Origin of the sequence: Rhodococcus daqingensis, from assembly GCF_042665615.1 — a bacterium.
Classification (GTDB): Bacteria; Actinomycetota; Actinomycetes; order Mycobacteriales; family Mycobacteriaceae; genus Rhodococcus_G; species Rhodococcus_G daqingensis.
Genome location: NZ_JBHTCS010000032.1, coordinates 1 through 14675 on the forward strand (window position 1 = coordinate 1; position 14675 = coordinate 14675).

14 protein-coding genes are annotated in these 14675 nt (G+C 69.6%); 6 read left to right on the forward strand and 8 right to left on the reverse strand.

Going from position 1 to position 14675, the window contains the following annotated elements; translation table 11 throughout:
* Positions 1-117: 117 nt before the first annotated feature.
* A complete protein-coding gene (locus tag ACFQS9_RS26345; RefSeq protein WP_378409516.1) occupies positions 118-870 on the reverse strand; it encodes a DUF429 domain-containing protein in 753 nt (250 codons plus the stop codon).
* A 35-nt stretch (positions 871-905) separates the two neighbouring features.
* Positions 906-1124 carry a hypothetical protein gene (locus ACFQS9_RS26350; RefSeq protein ID WP_378409517.1) on the reverse strand — a complete coding sequence of 73 codons (219 nt, stop codon included), beginning with the start codon at positions 1122-1124 and terminating at the stop codon, positions 906-908.
* Between the two features lie 323 nt (positions 1125-1447).
* On the opposite strand from ACFQS9_RS26350, the gene ACFQS9_RS26355 reads away from it, so the two are divergent.
* Positions 1448-2665: a DUF4185 domain-containing protein gene (locus ACFQS9_RS26355; protein ID WP_378409518.1), complete on the forward strand. Its 1218-nt coding sequence runs from the start codon at positions 1448-1450 to the stop codon at positions 2663-2665.
* Between the two features lie 60 nt (positions 2666-2725).
* Here the strand turns inward: ACFQS9_RS26355 and ACFQS9_RS26360 are convergent, their stop codons facing one another.
* Both ACFQS9_RS26360 and ACFQS9_RS26365 read right to left on the reverse strand, forming a co-directional pair.
* Entirely contained in the window at positions 2726-3856 is a 1131-nt protein-coding gene (locus ACFQS9_RS26360) for an acyl-CoA dehydrogenase family protein (RefSeq protein ID WP_378409519.1), read from the reverse strand.
* A 9-nt stretch (positions 3857-3865) separates the two neighbouring features.
* Positions 3866-5038, reverse strand: a complete 1173-nt coding sequence (locus tag ACFQS9_RS26365) for an acyl-CoA dehydrogenase family protein (RefSeq protein ID WP_378409520.1) — start codon at positions 5036-5038, stop codon at positions 3866-3868.
* A 165-nt stretch (positions 5039-5203) separates the two neighbouring features.
* On the opposite strand from ACFQS9_RS26365, the gene ACFQS9_RS26370 reads away from it, so the two are divergent.
* Entirely contained in the window at positions 5204-5806 is a 603-nt protein-coding gene (locus tag ACFQS9_RS26370) for a TetR/AcrR family transcriptional regulator (protein WP_378409527.1), read from the forward strand.
* A 3-nt stretch (positions 5807-5809) separates the two neighbouring features.
* Here the strand turns inward: ACFQS9_RS26370 and ACFQS9_RS26375 are convergent, their stop codons facing one another.
* Positions 5810-7021 carry a hypothetical protein gene (locus ACFQS9_RS26375; protein ID WP_378409521.1) on the reverse strand — a complete coding sequence of 404 codons (1212 nt, stop codon included), beginning with the start codon at positions 7019-7021 and terminating at the stop codon, positions 5810-5812.
* Positions 7022-7220: 199 nt separating this feature from the next.
* On the opposite strand from ACFQS9_RS26375, the gene ACFQS9_RS26380 reads away from it, so the two are divergent.
* The 4 genes from ACFQS9_RS26380 to ACFQS9_RS26395 all read left to right on the forward strand — a co-directional run bounded on the left by ACFQS9_RS26380 (position 7221) and on the right by ACFQS9_RS26395 (position 10680).
* A complete protein-coding gene (locus ACFQS9_RS26380) occupies positions 7221-7796 on the forward strand; it encodes a histidine phosphatase family protein (RefSeq protein ID WP_378409522.1) in 576 nt (191 codons plus the stop codon).
* A gap of 151 nt (positions 7797-7947) precedes the next feature.
* A complete protein-coding gene (locus ACFQS9_RS26385; protein WP_378409528.1) occupies positions 7948-9525 on the forward strand; it encodes a hypothetical protein in 1578 nt (525 codons plus the stop codon).
* A gap of 43 nt (positions 9526-9568) precedes the next feature.
* Positions 9569-10051, forward strand: coding sequence for an SgcJ/EcaC family oxidoreductase (locus ACFQS9_RS26390; RefSeq protein WP_378409523.1), 483 nt, complete (start codon positions 9569-9571; stop codon positions 10049-10051).
* Positions 10048-10680 (forward strand): AMIN-like domain-containing (lipo)protein, encoded by a 633-nt coding sequence (locus ACFQS9_RS26395; RefSeq protein ID WP_378409524.1) that lies wholly within the window; start codon positions 10048-10050, stop codon positions 10678-10680. The genes ACFQS9_RS26390 and ACFQS9_RS26395 overlap by 4 nt, the downstream gene beginning before the upstream one ends.
* Before the next feature lie 39 nt (positions 10681-10719).
* On the opposite strand, the gene ACFQS9_RS26400 is transcribed toward ACFQS9_RS26395, so the two are convergent.
* The 3 genes from ACFQS9_RS26400 to ACFQS9_RS26410 form a co-directional block, all read right to left on the reverse strand.
* On the reverse strand, positions 10720-13227 hold the full coding sequence (locus tag ACFQS9_RS26400; RefSeq protein ID WP_378409529.1) for an ABC transporter permease: 2508 nt from the start codon (positions 13225-13227) through the stop codon (positions 10720-10722).
* Positions 13228-13260: 33 nt separating this feature from the next.
* Positions 13261-14061: an ABC transporter ATP-binding protein gene (locus tag ACFQS9_RS26405; RefSeq protein ID WP_378409525.1), complete on the reverse strand. Its 801-nt coding sequence runs from the start codon at positions 14059-14061 to the stop codon at positions 13261-13263.
* Between the two features lie 337 nt (positions 14062-14398).
* Positions 14399-14675, reverse strand: a 277-nt coding sequence (locus ACFQS9_RS26410; RefSeq protein ID WP_378409526.1) for a hypothetical protein, incomplete at its 5' end; no start/stop codon positions are given.

Here is a 14675-nt window from a genome sequence, read left to right on the forward strand (position 1 = left end):
TGTCCCCGGCCTCTCGGCCCGGGTCGGTGTCCGTGTCGCTCTGACTCGACAAAAGTTACGCGACAAACCTCAGAACACCAAAACGCCTGGTCGGACGCGGTGACCGTCTTCCGGACGTCAGATTCGCGTGCCTCGCAGCGTTTCCAGCGGCGAGTTCGGCAGGTGAATCCACCCCTCCCGCTCCGCCACCTCCCGATCCGGATCCGCGGGCAACTCTGTCTTGCCGAGCGCGGCCGCTCGTGCCACGACGGCGGCCACCACCGCGTCGAAGGCGTCGTCGGATTCCCGGCACAGCCACTCCGCCTCGCCGAGGTCCAGCCACGGGGCCGCCTCGGCGAACCCGGTGACGAGTTCGGTGAGTGCCGCCCGGTTCATCCGTCCCTTGTAGCCGCGCGCGGGCAGTCCCCAGCCGAGGAGAGCGGCCGCCGGGTACACCTCGACCGCGCGTCCCGAGACCCGGCTGGCCTCGACTTCACGTTCTCGAAGCTCGGCGAGCAGGCCCGCGCAGCGGAACGCCACGTGTGCGATGCGATCGGCGGAGACGCTGAGCGGGGACAGACCCGTCGAGGCGCGGACGAGAAGATCGGTGCGTCTCATCGCCAACGGCCGGCGGCCGTCCTTGCTCTCCAGGTCGTTGGTCGCCTGCAGCGTGCCGGTGTCGTGTTCGGTCAGGAATCGGACGAACGCCTCGGGCCACCCGAACGGCGAGTCGATCCCCGTTCGCTCGGATCCGCGGACCGCCTCGACGATCTCCGCGTTGCCGACGCCCAACCACAGGTTCTCGACCCTCGCCGCGCCTCCGGACCAGGCGATCACCGCGACCGCGGTCTTCCTCGGCTCGGCCGCGAGGTCCACACCCACAGTTCGCATCACACGAGGCTAGGGGCGTGCGCCGCCGCAGGGGGCTAGGCGGTGGTGCGAGGGGAGCGTGCGGGGCGCTCGAGTCGGCCGTGCGACTCCGCCCGCAGCTTCAGCAGGTAGAGCCCGGAGACGGACGCGACGATGAGCCACAGCACGGCGACCTCGACATCCAGGCCGTAGATGCCGATGGCGGCACCGACGAGTCCGGTCACGAAGACGCAGGCACTGAGGGTCTTGAGGGCTGGCGGGGCGATTGTGGTCATGTCGAACACCTACTAGGCAGTCATTCGGCGCCTCGAACTCACGCCGCTTTCCGGTTTCTACTCCGTCGAGAATTACGCATCTCGGGTGCGTAAGACTCCTGAGCCGCATTTCCGCACAAAACGCTAGCGGCGAGGTCCCGACAATCCCGGCAGGCGCGGCGGCGTTATCCAAATCGAGACATTTGTCGAACTCGAGGCAATTCGGAAGTCTTGTCCGAACGGTTATCCAAGGCCACGGCCACCTCACTCCCCGCTTAGTTAGATTGTGAGCGGCCGCGATCCGGACCGGCAGTTGCGCAGAATCGAGCGGGAAGGCCCAACCGATGACCCGTACTTCCACGCTCGTGATGCTGTCCCTGGTCGCAACCATGGCGTCGACCGCGGTACTCGCCGTCGGCGCTCCCTCGGCGGCGGCGAATCCGTTCTGCGGCGGTTCCGGCAGCGGCGGGAGCAGCGGGTTCGGCAGCACCGGCGGCGCGGGCAATCCGATTCCCTGGTTGAACGGCCAGGACGGGCGGCTTCCCAACCTCAAGGGCAAGACCCGGGCGATCGAGCATGTCACCGGCCTGAACGGCCCCAACGACACCGCCCGGCGGTTCAACGTGGTCGGCACCGATCTCGGCATCATGTGGGACAACGGCGCGGGCCAGGTCCTCACGGCGTTCGGCGACACCACCGGACTGAGCCAGGCTCCGCTGTGCGAAGGGCTGGTGGGCGACTGGCGGAGCAACGTGCTCTTCCGCAGCTCCGATCGCGACCTCAGCGACGGGATGAGCATCGACAGCTCTCCCCTTGACCGGCCGAACCACTCGAAGGAATTCCTCCCGAGCAAGAAGATCCCCGGCGTCGAACACACCGTCATCCCGACAACCGGAATCTCCGTCAACGGGGTGCAGTACATCAACTACATGTCCATCCGCAGCTGGGCGGCGCCCGGCGAATGGGTCACCAATTACTCCCAGATCGCCTCCTCCACCGACAATGGCGAGACATGGACACCGCGCCCGGAGTCGATCCGGCTCAATGTCCTCGACGACGCCCTGGCACGGGCGAATCTCCCGGCGACCGGAAATCAGAACTTCCAGATGGGCGCCTTCGTCAAGCACGACGGCTTCGTCTACAACTTCGGCACGCCGTCGGGTCGGTCCGGGCAGGCCCGGCTCTCCCGCACCCCGGAGGCCTCGATCCTGAACGTCGCCGGCTACGAGTACTGGGACGGCGCCGGCTGGGTGGTCGGCAACCCGGCCGTCGCGGTGCCTGTCCTGGACGGCCGCGTCAGCGAGCTGTCGGTACAGTACAGCGCCTACCTGGGCAAGTTCATCGCGCTGTACTCCAACGAATCGAGCGCGCTGGTCATGCGGACCGCGCCGGTGCTGACCGGGCCGTGGAGCGCACCGGAAACACTGGTCAGCAGCGCGACCGTGCCCGGCCTGTACGGCGCGTACATGCACCCCTGGTCGGAGGGCGAGGATCTGTACTTCCTGGCCACGACGTGGTCCGACTACAACGTGATGATGATGCGCACCAAGCTCAGCCGCTGACCCCGACGAACGAGAGCCCCGCCGACCGCACTGGTCGACGGGGCTCTCGGCCGTCACGGGTCACTCCGAGACGTTGACCATCTCGTGGTCGGCGACGGTGCCCGCCAGCACGCGCAGGTGGTCGTCGGCGCTGCCGAGCGTGTGCTCGATCGCGACGAGCCGGGACACGTAGTGCCCCACCGGGTACTCGGCGGTCATGCCGATGCCACCGTGCATCTGGATGGCCTCCTGGCCGATGTGTCGCGAGGCCCGTCCGATCTGCAGCTTGGCCCGCGAGGCGATCGTCGGGTCGACCACGCCATCCGCCAGCGACATCGTCGCGTACAGGCTCATGCTGCTCGCGAGCTCCAGCGAGACGTACATGTCCGCCGCACGCTGCGTCAGGGTCTGGAACTTCGCCAGCGGAACACCGAACTGCTTGCGCTGCTTGAGGTACTCGGTGGTCAGCCGCAGCGTCTCCGCCATCGCACCCACCGCCTCGGCGCACAGCGCGGCCTGCGCGCGCACCTCGGACGCGGTGATCGCGGCGGTGACATCGCCGCCGCCACCGAGCTGCTCGGCCGGCGCCTCGGCGAACTCGATCTGGGCGCCGCGGAGCCCGTCGTGGGTGGCGTAGCCGCGCCGCGTCACGCCCTCAGCGGCGGCGTCGACCAGGAACAGGCCCACTCCCCCTCCGGGCAGGGTCGCGCTGACGACCAGGGTGTCGGCGCAGTCGCCGTGCAGCACCGGGTTCTTGCGGCCGGTGAGGACCCAGCCGTCGCCCCGCGCGGTGGCGGTCGTCGAGACCACCATCGCGGGCCACCGGCTGCCGGGCTCGGCGTGCGCGAACGCCGGCAGCACGGTGCCCTCGGCGACCCGGGGCAGGTAGCGCGCGCGCTGGTCGGCCGAGCCGGCGTCGGCAATCAGCCCACCGGCGAGCAGGACGGCGAGGTACGGCTCCGGCGCCAGCGACCGGCCGATCTCGTTCATCACGGCCATCGTCTCGACCGGTCCGGCGCCCATCCCGCCGTCCTCCTCGGCGAACGGAAGCCCGAGCAGGCCGATCTCGGCGAAGCTCTTCCACACGTCCTGGCTCCAGCCGAGGTCGGTGGCGGTGACGGCGTTGCGCTTCTCGGCGTCGTAGCTGCGGCTGAGCAGCTCACGGGTCGTGTCGCGCAGCATGACCTGTTCGTCATTGAGTTCGAAGTCCATTGCGGCGCCTCACAATCCGAGGATCGAGGAGGCGATGATGGTGCGCTGCACCTCGCTCGATCCGCTGTAGATGGATACCTTTCGGTAGTTCAGGTAGGTCGGGGCGGCATGCTGCGCCCAAGACGGCGAATCGATGTCGCCCGCCTCGAACGGCAGCGAATCGGGGCCCGCGACGTCCATGAGGATCTCGGTGGTGGCCTGCTGCAGCTCCGATCCGCGCAGCTTGAGCAGTGAGGATGCCGGGTTCGGCTTGCCGTCCGCGGAACCCGCGACCACGCGCAGCTGGGTGAGCTCGAGGGCGAGCAGCTCGTTCTCCAGCTCAGCGAGCCGCGCCGCGAACAACGGGTCCTGCAGCAGGGTGCCGTCGCCGACGCTGGTCTGCGCGGCCAGCTCCTTGGCCTGGGCCAGGCGCACCTTCGAGGTGCCGACCCGGGTGACGCCGGTGCGCTCGTTGCCGAGCAGGAACTTCGCGTATCCCCAGCCGGCGTTCTCCTCGCCCACGAGGTTCTCGGCCGGGACGCGGACGTCCTCGAACCACACCTCGTTGACCTCGTAGCCGCCGTCGATCAGCTTGATCGGGCGGACGGTGACGCCGGGGGTCTTCATGTCGATGAGCAGGAACGAGATGCCTGCCTGCCGCTTCGGGGCGTTCGGGTCGGTGCGGACCAGGCAGAAGATCCAGTCCGCGTGCTGCGCCAGCGTCGTCCACGTCTTCTGACCGTTGACGATGTAGTCGTCTCCGTCGCGGACGGCTCGGGTCTTGAGCGAGGCGAGGTCGGAACCCGCCTCCGGCTCGGAGAAGCCCTGGCACCACCAGATGTCGAGGTTGGCGGTGGCGGGGAGGAACTTCTCCTTCTGCTCCTGCGAGCCGAAGGCCGCGATGACCGGCCCGACCATGTCGGCGTTGAACGCCAGCGGGTCCGGCACGGAGGCCAGCTGCATCTCGTCGAGCCAGATGTGCCGCTGCACGGGAGTCCAGTCGCGGCCGCCCCACTCGACCGGCCAGTTCGGCACCGCGAGCCCGTTGGCGTTGAGGATCGCCTGGGTGGTCTTGAAATCGTCGGCGGTCAGCTCGCCGCCGCGGGCAGCCCGCTCGCGGATGTCGGCCGGGACCTGCGTGGTGAAGAACGCGCGCATCTCGTCGCGAAACGCGAGTTCCTCGTCGGTGAGTTTCAGATTCATTGTGTGCTTTCTGTGTCAGATCGCCGAACCCCGGTCGAGCCGAGCCGAGGGCGCACGCCCACATAACTAAGCGCACGCTCATTTCCTAAGCGCATGCTTATACTTGTCCCGCCGACAGGTGTTGTCAAGGTCGAACGTGATGCGGAGGCGAGGGTGAGCGAATCGGTGGCGGAGACGACGCCCGGCGTGGTGAGCAGCTCCAAGGCCGCCGCGCGGATCCGTGCGGCGGCCGTGGAGGCGTTCGCCGAGAAGGGCTACGGCGGGACCACCACCCGCGACATCGCCGCACGTCTGGGCCTGAGCCCGGCCGCGATGTACCCGCACTACAAGTCCAAGGAAGAGCTGCTCTACGCGATCAGCTTCGAGGGCCACCAGCGATGCGTCGAACTGCTCACCGACGCCGACCCCGTCGACGCGCCACCCGCGGCGAGGCTGCGCGCGGTCGTCGGCGCCTTCACTCGCTGGCATGCCAAACACCACGCCCGCGGACGGGTGGTCCAGTACGAGCTGACCGCGCTCTCGCCCGAGCACTACCGCACGATCATCGGGCTCCGCCGCGACGTGAACCGGATCGTCAAGCGGATCGTCAAGGCCGGCGCCGCGAACGGCTCGTTCGTCGTCCCGGACGTCGAGGGCGTGACCCTCGCGATCACCTCGCTGTGCGTCGACGTGTGCCGCTGGTTTCCCGGCGGCGGCTTCACCGAACCGGATCAGGTCGCGGAGCTGTACTCCGAACTGGCCCTTCGCCTCGTCGCGGCCACGGCCTGACCGTCAGCCCCGACCGCCACCGGGTTCCGCGCGCGAGGTCAACGCCAGGATGTCCCCGTACAGGACGCTCTGGTACGTCCCCATCAGTTCCTCCACCCCGCCGAACTGATCGCCGACGTGATGGGTGTTCGCCGCCGACAGTTCCCGGCTACCCGAGCGCGCGATGAGGTCGTCGATCCTCGAATCGAGGCTCATCGTCCGCTGCACGGCGGCGATCGCCTGAAGCTGGTCCTCGGCCTGCGACAGCAGATCACCGATCCGGGCCAACGCCGCGACCCGGTCGACCAGCTGGCGCCACACCGGCGCCAACGCCGTCTGCCGCGCCGTGATCTGGGCCCGGGCACCCTCGCCCCGGGTGGACTGCATGGCAGAGGCGAGCTCGGCGGTGATCCCCCGCAGCGCCACCGTGTCGGCCGCGATCTGGATCAGCTCGTCCGCCAGGTCCAGCTGGGCACGCTGGACGAGGAAGTGCTCCGAATGCCAGGCCGAGGAACCGTCGATTCGGTCGTAGAGGGTGCCCGCCAGGTAGAGCAGCGTGTCGTAGCGGTCCACGAACCGCTCGCCCTCGGGCGCGGCGCCCTGGACGAGCGCCTCGGCGGCCCGGCGCCCGACGCCCGCCAGCGGGGTGCTCTCGGTGAGCGCGGCGACGCGCTCCGCCGCGGCCCCGAGGGTCGCGTTCCGCACCTGGTCGACGGGGCGATCCCCCGAGGTGACGGGCGTCGGGGTCCGCTGCAACGCGGCGAACAGCGCCTCCCGCTGCTCGGGTTCGAGGTGCACCCCGTCGCGTCGCTCCCGCCGGATCGCACGGACCCCGCTCGCGTAATGCGTGGCGGACAGCACCACCGCCGACCGCAGGTGATCGAGCCGCTTGGCGACCTCGGCCGCCCGGAAGGTGAACACGGCCTGCACCGGCCCCGGCCGCAGCTCCGCCGCCCGCCCCGCGAGCCGGGCATGTTCATCAGTGAGCCGGCGGAGCGCACCGAAGCCCCCGATCGACGGGATCGTCCGGCCCGTCCGCCGCCGCTCGGCGAGGATCTCTCGCGTGGCGGCGTCGACGTGACCGGCCGCGATCAGCACCGCCGCGTCGTCGGAGAGCACCGGCAGGCGGGCCTCGACCCACGCCCCCTCGCTCCACCGCCGCACCTGCAGCGAGATGCGTTCGCGGCGCTGCGCCGCGGTCTCGTGTTCGCCCGGGACCTGCGGGTCATCCGACATCGAGCCTCCTCGAGTTCCAGAACACCACTGTTCCAGAAATCGAGGCGCGGCGCTTCGGCAGGCCAGGAGCGTATTGCCTACGAGAACCGACCCCGGCTGTCCGAGTGCCCGCCATTTCGACCGGAGGGCGCACGATCCGCCGAATCATCCAGTCGCGCAGCACCGCTCGCACCCCACCCGGTGCTAGTCTGCGGCGACCATGACCTACCTGGCGCTGATCCGGCACGGCGAGACCGAGTGGAACGCACAACGCCGCCTGCAGGGCTCCTCGGACATCCCGCTCAACGACACCGGTCGGGTGCAGGCGCGCGGGGCCGCCGACGCCCTGGCAGGCCGAACCTGGGATCTGCTGGTCAGCTCGCCGCTCTCGCGCGCCAGCGAGACCGCCGACATCATCGGCGCACAGCTCGGTATCGAGCGCTCCGCCGCCTACCGCGACCTGGCCGAACGCCATCTCGGCGAAGCCGAGGGCATCACCGACTACGAGGCCTTCGACCGCTGGCCGCACGGCCGCTACCCCGATATCGAACCGAAGCCCTCGGTGGCGAGGCGCGGGCTTCGCGCCATCGACGACCTGGCGCGACGCCACCCGGGGTCGGCCATCATCGCGGTCACGCACGGCGGGGTGATCCGCGCGGTCCTCGACTCCATCCGCTCCGCTCGCTCACCGCGGATTCGCAACGCGGGCATCAGTACCCTGAGCCACGACGGGCAGCGGTGGACCGTGCACAGCATCAACGGGGTCGACCTGATGCCCCGGCACGCGACGAGCTGAACAGGCCCGCCCGCGATTCTTGCCACTACTACCCGGCACCAGGTGCGAAACTCATAGGGTGAGGCAGCCACCCGAACGTGGAAACACACGCCGGATCCGTCCGTCACTGATGCGGTTGTGGGGCATTGCCGCGGTGGGCCTGCTGTGGCCGATGCCGGTCGCCGCGGCCGCCGCGCCGCCGAGTCAGCCCGTTGGGTGCATACCGTTCGGGACCGCCCAACTCCCGCCCGGAGTTCCGTCCGGCGGCGGCAGGATCGGTTTGACGAACCTGCCGGTGTTCACCGGGGACAACGCGCCCGCCAGTGTCGAGGTCCGCACCCCGACCACGCAGTTCAACCGGTTCTCCGATTTCGCGCTGGTCGGCCGGGACCTGCTCACCCGACCCCGGACCACCGGAGCACCGACGGCGGAACCGTGGCGTTACGTCCCGATGCCCGAGTGCCTGCGAGGTCGCCTGGCCGGAATCTCGCTGGACGACGACGAGTTGGTGGCAGTCGACGACAACGGCTGGATCTACACGATGGACAACGCCTCGCAGGATCCGATCCTGTGGAACTGGACCTCCGCGTGGGGTTCGCCGCTGTGGTTCAGTCCGGGACAACAACTTCCGGGCGAGAACGGGAACGGCTGGGCGCTGAGCGTCTCGTCCCCGTGGGACAACCAGACCTACACCGACATCGCGGGACGCATCCACTACGTCGGGCTGGGGAAGATGACCATGATTCCCGCCCTGACCGGCGACGGCAGCCGCATCACCTTCGCGGACCCGTGGCTCCCCAACGACGACAGCTACGAGATCGGTGGTCCGCTCGGCGGGCGGTTCCGGTCCATCTCGCTCTCCGCCGCCGGTTCGACGACCTTCGTCATGAACAGGTATGGCGACATGTACACCCGCAGTTTCGATTTCGACTCGTCCGGGTCCGACTCGGTCTTCTTCCGGTACAGCTGGGAGAGCCAGGCAGGCAAGCCCACCGCACCCGGTCTCGTCGCCGAGACGATCGATCGCAGCACCGCCGCCATCCAGCTGCCCGCGCCCGACTGGACTCATCAGCCCAAGATCCCCGGCGCGATCACCTCCGCGATCAGCGTCAACTCCACCGGACCCGGCCCCGGCCAACGGGAACTGCGGGTGGAGGGCAGTCAGGGCGGCGTCGCGGGCTTCTGGCACAAGGACCTCGCGGCACCCGGATGGGAGTTCACCCGCACCGACGCCGTCCGCCTGGGCACACCCGTGGACAACCCCGCGGCGGACCGGTCGAATGACACCCTCGCCCCGCCCGCACCCTGGCACCTGACCGGGAGCCTGCCCGCCCGCAACGGAGCCATCGACGGGCAGGTCTTGATGGACATCGGACTCCCCTACTCGGTCGTCGACCCGCGACTGCTCGACAGCGCCGGATCCCACGCCGCGCCGTCGGGATACCGCCTCTCGGTAGCGCATTTCGACCCCGCGGCCACCAGCAGGAAGGCGACGGTGACCGCGCCCGACGGCACCGAGATCCCGGTGGTGCTGCACACCGCCGACGGACTGCGCCTGTTCGGCACGCGCGGTCCCGGGCTCGACGCCGAGCCGCGTCACCTCGTCGGTGCCATCGAGGTCCCCCGCGACGCCTTCGACTCACGCGGCGACGATCCCGCGCTCGAGAGCTTCGTCCGGGACTGGATGCGGGGCAAGCAGATCGCTGCCATCACCCTCAGCGCCACCGACCACGATCTGGTGGTGAGGTAGCCCGGCCAACCCATCAAACAACAACCGGAAATCAGGTGCCGCGATGCACAAGTCAACCGTTCGATCCATCGCCCTGACCGCGGGCGCGGTCGCTGCCCTCACGGCCTGCGCGGACCCGATCTCCGGCGACGCGCAGGACGACCCGCCGTCGCCGGAGCAGGTCACCGCCCTGTTCGACACCTGGAACGAAACGCTGGCGACCGGCGATCCCGAGGCCGTCGCGGACCTGTACGCCCCGGACGCGGTGCTCCTCCCGACGGTGTCCAATGTGGTGCGCACCGACCGCGCGGGCATCGTCGAATACTTCACCGGCTTCCTGCCCAGCAAGCCCAGCGCGGTGATCGAGCAGTCCGTCGTCAACGTGCTCGATGCGGAAAACGCGATCGACACCGGCGTCTACCGGTTCACCCTGAACACGCCCGACGGCCCCCAGGGCGTCGATGCCCGCTACACGTTCGTGTACGAGAAGCGAGACGGCGAATGGCTGATCGTGAACCACCACTCCTCTGAGATGCCAGAATCATGAACCGCCCGAACTCATCTCGCGCGCGGATCGCCGCGCTCTGTGGCGTGCTCACGGTGGGCGGCGTGCTCGCGCTGACCGGCTGCGGCGACTCCGACGGCGTCGCGACCACCTCCGGGTCGGTCACCGCGGCGCCGACGGATTCCCCCGTGATCACCTCGACCGCCACCCTGGTGGCGACCACCCCGGGCGCCGTCTGGAGCACCGAGCCCCACCGGGCCGACGCGTCCGACGACGCACACCTGACGGTCGCCGGCCTGCGCGTCGGCGCCCACGACGGATACGACCGCGTCGTCTACGAACTGGGCGGCACCGGGGTCCCCGGGTGGTCGGTCCGCTATGTCGACTTGGCCGTCCAGGAGGGCAGCGGGGACGTGATCCCGATTGCCGGGGAAACGATCCTCGAGGTCCTCATCACCGGCAGCGGCTACCCCTTCGACACCGGTGTCCACGAGTACGACGGCCCGAACCCATTGCCGGGTGAGGACACCGAGCTGGTCACCGAGGCCCGGATCTCCGGGGTGTTCGAGGGGACGACCCAGTCGTTCATCGGGCTCGAGTCCGGTGGGCATCCGTTCTCGGTGTCCACCCTGAGCGACCCGACCAGGCTGGTCGTCGACATCGCGCGGTGACGCCGACGACCAGCCCGCGGCACCCCGGCCGCTCCGCGGTCACACCCCGGCGATCGCCTCCAGCGGCTTGGTCCGCGCGGCCCGCGCGGCGGGCCACAGCGCGGCGAGCACGCCGACCACCGCGGAGCCGAGCAGCATCGCCGCCACCTGCCCCCACGGCACCGCGATCACGTCGAGGCCCTCGTCCGCCAGCGTGCTGACGAAACCCCACCCGAACGCGAGTCCGAGGAGGACTCCGACCGCCGCACCGAAGACCGCGATGAGCACCGACTCGAGGTAGATGGTGCGTCGCACCTGCGGTCGTTGCATGCCGACGGCCCTGAGCATTCCGATCTCGCGGCGCCGCTCCACCACCGACAACGCGAGGGTGTTGATGATGCCGAGGATCGCGATCACGATGGCCAACGCCAGCAGCCCGTAGAGCACCGCGAGCAGGGTATCGATCTGCTTGCTCTGGCTGCCCTTGAACTCCTCCCGGTCCTTGACCTGGACCACCAGGAACCTGTCCGTCGCGGCCGTCAGATCGGCGCGCATGGCCGCCAGGTCCGCGCCCGGCTGCGCCTCCACCAGCACCGCCCAGACCGCCCTGACCGCGGCCGGGGTCACCTGCTCGTACACCGACTCGGGTACCACCCAGTCACCGAGGAGCTGGGTGTCGGCGTAGATGCCAGTGACGGTGGTGGTCACCTGCTCGCCGTCCCGGTCGGTCATGACGACCGGCGAGCCGAGCCGCCACCCCTTCTCGGCGGAGGTCTTCTCGGAGATGAGCATGTTGTTGCCCGACAGCGCGGCCGACCCCTCCTCGAGGGTGTAGTCGAGGACACCGTCGAGCTGACCGCTGAGGGCGGTACCGACCTGCGCCTCGTCGTCGATCTTGACCGAGACACCGTGCAGGGCAACCGCATCCGCCACGCCGGGCACGTCCTTGACCGCGGCCGCCGCCCCGAGGGGAACGCCCATCGTGTCCGGGCCGGCGAGGATGTAGTCGGCGCGAACACCGTTGTCCACCAGGGAGTTCACGCTCTCCTTCGCGGACGACCCGAACACGCCGATCACCGACACCAGCATCAGGCCGAGGGTCAACGCGAACGCGGTCGCCGCGGTGCGGCGGGGATTGCGCACGGCGTTGGTGCGGGCCAGCCGGCCCACCGGACCGAACGGCTTGGCCAGCACCGCGCCGAGCGCACCGACGACCGGGCGCGAGAGCGCGGGAGCGGCGAGCAGGACCGCGACGATCAACGCGGCCGCACCGAGGCCGACGGTCGCGGCCGCCCCGCCGCCGGTACCGCGCGACCCGACCAGCAGCAGGGCGCCGCCCGCCACCGCCGCGATCGCGCCGACCAGCGTCCGCACGCGCAGCGAGTCGCCGGTGGAGGAGAACTCCTCCCGCATCGCCGCCACCGGCGGCACCTTGGCCGCCCGGCGCGCGGGCGCGTAGGCGCTGACCACCGTGACGAGCACGCCGACGACGAGGGCCACGATGATGGTGCGCGGCTCCAGCTGCAACGGCCCGGACGGCAACCCGACATCGAAGCTGTTGAGCAGCGATCGGAGCCCGTAGGCGAGTCCGACGCCCGCTGCGATGCCGAGCGCGCTGCCGAGCAGACCGACGATGAGCGCCTCGAGCACCACCGAACGCCCCACCTGCTTGCGGCTGGCGCCGATCGCCCGCAGCAGCGCGAGTTCGCGCAGCCGCTGGGCCACGATCATCGAGAAGGTGTTGTAGATGATGAACGTCCCGACCAGCAACGCGATCGCGCCGAACGCGAGCAGGAAGTAGTTCATGAAGCTGAGCGCCGAGTTCACCTCGGCCTTCACGTCCTCGCGAACCTGATCGCCGGTGTCCACCTTGGCGTCCGGGAGCGCGGCGGCGATCCGGTCGCGCAGCTCGGACTGGGAGACCCCCGTGCCGGCGACGTCGATGTAATCCACGTGGCTGCCGTCGGTGAACAGCTCGCGGGCCTGCGCGCCGTCGAACACCGCGCCGACGAATCCGCCCGTGTCGGAGGGTGTTTCGTAGATCCCGCTGACGGTGACGTCGATGACGCCGCTCGTGGACACCAGCACCTGGGTCCGGTCCCCCACCGCGAGACCGGCCTTGCGGGCCGCGCCCTCGTTGAGCGCGATCTGGCCGGGCTGCGAGGGCGGCGCGCCCGCGACCATCACGTCGGGATCGCCGAGGGCCTGTTCCGGCGGGGTGTACGACAGACCGATGCTGGGCGCGCCGCCGGTCTGCAGCGGCTTCTTGTCGGCGCCGAGCAGCACGATCTGGCCGTCGACGGCGGGCACGACCGCGCGCACCCCGTCGACGGCCTCGAGTGCCGGGAGGTCGGTCAGCGGGACGCCACTTGACCCCTCCTCCAGGCCGCTGACCCGGACGTCGACGCCCTTCGCGGCGTCGGCGAACAGCCCGTCGAACGTCTTCTGGAGCGTGTCGGTGAACACGAACGACCCGGCGACGAAGGCGGTGCCGAGGACGACGGAGAGCACGGTCAGCGCGAGCCGGACCTTGTGCGCCGCGAGGTTTCGCAGCGAGACCTTGCGCATGGGTGAGGCCCTGTTGATGGGTGAGGACATGTCTCAGACCTGTCCGTCGACGGCGACGGTGTCGAGCCGCTTCATCCGGTCCAGCACGGCCTCGGCGGTCGGGTCGCGCAACTCGTCGACGATGTGGCCGTCGGCGAGGAACACCACCCGGTCCGCGTAGCTCGCCGCCCGCGGATCGTGCGTGACGATCACGACGGTCTGACCGAACTCGTCGACCGCGGCGCGCAGGATGGCGAGGACCTCGCCGGAGGAGCGCGAGTCCAGGTTCCCGGTGGGTTCGTCGCCGAAGATGATCTCCGGCTGACCGGCCAGCGCCCGCGCGCAGGCGACGCGCTGTTGCTGGCCGCCGGACAGTTCGCTGGGTCGGTGGTCGAGCCGGTCCTTGAGCCCGAGCCGGGTGAGCACGTTGTCGAGCCAGGCCCGGTCGGGCTTGCGGCCCGCGATGTCGAGCGGGAGGGTGATGTTCTCCAGCGCCGTGAGCGTCGGGACGAGGTTGAACGCCTGGAAGACGAACCCGATCCGGTCGCGGCGCAGCTGCGTCATCTGCTTGTCGGACAGGGTCGTCAGCTCGGTGTCACCGATCACGACCGACCCCGAGGTGGCGGAATCCAGCCCGGCCAGGCAGTGCATCAGCGTCGACTTGCCGGACCCCGATGGCCCCATGATCGCGGTGAACTCGCCCCGCGCGAAGTCGGCCGACACGCCGTCCAGCGCTCGGACCTGGGTGTCCCCCGAGCCGTAGGTCTTGGTCAGGGTCTGCGCGCGGGCCGCGATGGGGGTGGGGGCCGGCGTTTCGGTTGACACCGCGACGGCGCCGAGGGCATGCGAGCTCATGACTGCCTTTCGTCCTGGGGCTGGGCTGACACTGCGACCGCATCAGTCTTGTCGGAGCCGACACGCGAGCGCCATCGGGGACCACCCTGATCTTTCGCTCGGGGTGCGACCGGCTGCAGCATTCAGGTCGTGGACGTGGAGGCGCTGGGAGCTTGAGTTGATCCTCTTCGAGTCGACCAAGGTTCCGGCGGCGGCAACGGACCGCAGGCCACGGCAAACAAGGCTCACGACACCCGCCACCCGCAGTGAGAGCAACAGCCGGTAACCGACGTCTACGCGGCGCCGGATCAGCTGCGCGGCAAGCCACGCAATAACGTGAGCCTCTTCCGGACAGTCCTCACAGGCCGGCGATTTGCGTCCAGTCCTGGGCGAAACTCCCGGGCGGAATGACTGATACGTCGCTGAGATTGTTGTCGTGATCGACGGAACCAATGGCTCCACGCCCGGTCGACGCGCTGTAGTACAGGATACGATCGCCACTCAATCCAGCGATCTGCGTCCAGTCCTGGGCAAAACTCCCAGGCGGAATGACTGATACGTCGCTGAGGTTATTGTCGTGATCGACGGAACCAATGGCTCCACGCCCGGTCGACGCGCTGTAGTACAGGATACGA

Excerpts from the sequence above, each read along its gene's own strand:
- ACFQS9_RS26345 (WP_378409516.1), bottom strand. The coding sequence starts at position 870 with ATGCGAACTGTGGGTGTGGACCTCGCGGCCGAGCCGAGGAAGACCGCG.
- ACFQS9_RS26350 (WP_378409517.1), bottom strand. The coding sequence starts at position 1,124 with ATGACCACAATCGCCCCGCCAGCCCTCAAGACCCTCAGTGCCTGCGTC.
- ACFQS9_RS26355 (WP_378409518.1), top strand. The coding sequence starts at position 1,448 with ATGACCCGTACTTCCACGCTCGTGATGCTGTCCCTGGTCGCAACCATG.
- ACFQS9_RS26360 (WP_378409519.1), bottom strand. The coding sequence starts at position 3,856 with ATGGACTTCGAACTCAATGACGAACAGGTCATGCTGCGCGACACGACC.
- ACFQS9_RS26365 (WP_378409520.1), bottom strand. The coding sequence starts at position 5,038 with ATGAATCTGAAACTCACCGACGAGGAACTCGCGTTTCGCGACGAGATG.
- ACFQS9_RS26375 (WP_378409521.1), bottom strand. The coding sequence starts at position 7,021 with ATGTCGGATGACCCGCAGGTCCCGGGCGAACACGAGACCGCGGCGCAG.
- ACFQS9_RS26380 (WP_378409522.1), top strand. The coding sequence starts at position 7,221 with ATGACCTACCTGGCGCTGATCCGGCACGGCGAGACCGAGTGGAACGCA.
- ACFQS9_RS26385 (WP_378409528.1), top strand. The coding sequence starts at position 7,948 with ATGCCGGTCGCCGCGGCCGCCGCGCCGCCGAGTCAGCCCGTTGGGTGC.
- ACFQS9_RS26390 (WP_378409523.1), top strand. The coding sequence starts at position 9,569 with ATGCACAAGTCAACCGTTCGATCCATCGCCCTGACCGCGGGCGCGGTC.
- ACFQS9_RS26395 (WP_378409524.1), top strand. The coding sequence starts at position 10,048 with ATGAACCGCCCGAACTCATCTCGCGCGCGGATCGCCGCGCTCTGTGGC.
- ACFQS9_RS26400 (WP_378409529.1), bottom strand. The coding sequence starts at position 13,227 with ATGCGCAAGGTCTCGCTGCGAAACCTCGCGGCGCACAAGGTCCGGCTC.
- ACFQS9_RS26405 (WP_378409525.1), bottom strand. The coding sequence starts at position 14,061 with ATGAGCTCGCATGCCCTCGGCGCCGTCGCGGTGTCAACCGAAACGCCG.